Origin of the sequence: Archangium sp., from assembly GCF_036388035.1 — a bacterium.
Classification (GTDB): domain Bacteria; phylum Myxococcota; class Myxococcia; order Myxococcales; family Myxococcaceae; genus Archangium.
The window spans coordinates 1-2,299 of sequence record NZ_DASVSO010000019.1 but is presented as its reverse complement, the minus strand read 5'-3'; the positions used below and the strand labels follow the sequence as shown (position 1 = coordinate 2,299).

Below are 2,299 nucleotides of genomic sequence, written 5' to 3'. Positions count from 1 at the left end.
GTGCTGACCTTCTTCGCGGGGATGGAGAAGGTGGGGCCGGTGGTGACGTCGCTGCTCTCGACGGTGGAGCCGCTGGTGGCGGTGCTGCTGGGCGCGTTCTTCCTGGGCGAGCGGCTGAGCCTGTTGCAGGGGGTTGGCGGGCTGCTCATCCTGACGGCGGTGATACTGCTGGCGCGACCCGAGAGGCCCGTGGCCGTCACCCGCCCCTCGTGAGAGCGGCGTTCTTTGCAAAGCGGCTCGGCTCGCGGTAGCGAGGCGGCATGCGCATTCCGGATTTCAAGCTCGAGCGGTACTTCGCGAAGTGGGAGTTCAACGCGCCGCACCTGCTGTGCACCTCGGACATCGAGGGCTGGCGGATGAGCGAGTTGCTCGCACTGGCGGACGCGGACGCGCGCGAGCGGTGGGAGCGGCTGACGCTCGGCTACACGGAGTCCACGGGCCTGCCGGCGCTGCGCGAGGAGATTGCGCGGCTGTACCGTGGGGTGGGGCCGGAGCACGTGCTGACGTTCGCGGGGGCCGAGGAGGCCATCTTCGTGCTGATGAACGTGCTGCTGGGGCCGGGGGACCACGCGGTGGTGACGTGGCCGGGGTACCAGTCGCTGTACGAGGTGGCGCGGGCGACGGGGGCGGAGGTGTCGCTGCTGCGGCTGCGCGAGGAGGACGGCTGGAAGCTGGACCTGGAGGCGGTGAAGCGCGAGCTGCGGCCGAACACGAAGCTGGTGGTGGCGAACTTCCCGCACAACCCGACGGGGGCGCTGCCGGACGCGGCGACGTGGAAGGGCCTCTTCGCGCTGGCGGAGGAGCGGGGCGCGTACGTGCTGGCGGACGAGGTGTACCGGCTGCTGGAGCATGACCCGCGCGACACGCTGCCGGCGGGAGTGGAGCTGTCGGGCCGGGGGCTGAGCCTGGGGGTGATGTCGAAGGCGTTCGGGCTGGCGGGGCTGCGGGTGGGGTGGCTGGTGGGCCGGGATGCGGCGCTGCTGGAGCGGTGCGCGGCGTACAAGGACTACACCACCATCTGCAACGCGGCGCCGAGCGAGCTCCTGTCTCTGATGGCCCTGCGGGCGAAAGAGCAGGTGCTGGCGCGGAGCCGGGAGATTCTCTCGCGCAACCTGGCGGTGTTGGACGACTTCTTCGCGCGAAGGGCGGACACGTTCCGCTGGGTGCGCCCGAAGGCGGGGAGCGTGGCCTTTCCGAAGCTGCTGGGCGAGCAGCCGGTGACGGAGTTCTGCCAGCGGCTGGTGGACCAGGAGGGCGTGCTGCTCCTGCCGGGAGATGTGTATGACGTCCCGGGCAACCACTTCCGCCTGGGGCTGGGCCGCACGAACATGCCCGACGCGCTCGCGAGGCTGGAGCGCTTCTGCGACACCCTCTGGAAATAGGGCTCAGGGAATTGAGGAGGCGCAGGTGCTCTCAATGCGGTTCATGTCACCAACCCGGTGGGCTCTTGGAGTCGCGGTAATGGTCGGAGTTCTTGTGTGGGGCGGGTGCGCCACTCCCACTTCGGGCCAATCTGGGACTCCGATGAAGACGAACTGCCCCCCTTCGATTGAGCTGCCCTCGGTCGAAGAGTGCATCGAGGAGGCGCACAAGATCGATGATGAGCTTCTCATGAGCTGCATGCGCCGACAGTGCCGCGACATCACGGTGACGTGCAGCGAGTGGAGCCGGCAGCAATGCAAGGCACTGACGGAGAGCCCTGGCAGCACGCTGCTTGCGTTCACGGTCACGCACTGGCGGGGAACACTCCATCGCTTCTATCCAGTCGACGAGACTCACTGGTGTGAGCAATCGGCATCGCGTGGGTGCATCGTCAAGGCGGTCATCCACGAGCTGGCGCATTCTTGTGGCTGGGACCATCGACAGGGGCACAACGTTCCCGGGGATGACCCCAAGCGCCAGCCTCCCCCCGAATGCGCATGTGCTGACGAGGAAGGCGCGAGGACATCATGCGAGTGAACCGTCTCGAGCTTGGAGCTGCTTCCCTTTTCTTGATGGCGGCCTGTACGGGGTTCCCTTTCTTCGGGAGGAAGTCTCCATCACCATCGGGCCGTGCGGCCATCGAGGCGGACGCACAGGTTCCTCCTCGGGTCCGATTGGAAGTTCAAGACATCCAATATGATGGATGGACCCTCTCGGCACGAGTCCTGGTCAGCCCCGAGTCGGGCGCACTGCGCCTGGATAGACGGTTCATTCCGGAGCTGGATGTGGAACTCTGGGGTGTTTCGGATTGCAAATCCGGAGCTGTGGGAGCCATCAGGGCGGATGTCATCGCGCCGAGGGCCCGTCCGGAGGATCT

The 2,299-nt window shown here is 67.1% G+C and carries 2 protein-coding genes; both read left to right on the top strand.

The window, feature by feature from the left end:
* Positions 1 to 213, top strand: a 213-nt coding sequence (locus VF697_RS00745; protein WP_331091232.1) for an EamA family transporter, incomplete at its 5' end; no start/stop codon positions are given.
* A gap of 47 nt (positions 214 to 260) precedes the next feature.
* A complete protein-coding gene (locus tag VF697_RS00740; protein ID WP_331091230.1) occupies positions 261 to 1,382 on the top strand; it encodes an aminotransferase class I/II-fold pyridoxal phosphate-dependent enzyme in 1,122 nt (373 codons plus the stop codon).
* Positions 1,383 to 2,299: the final 917 nt, after the last annotated feature.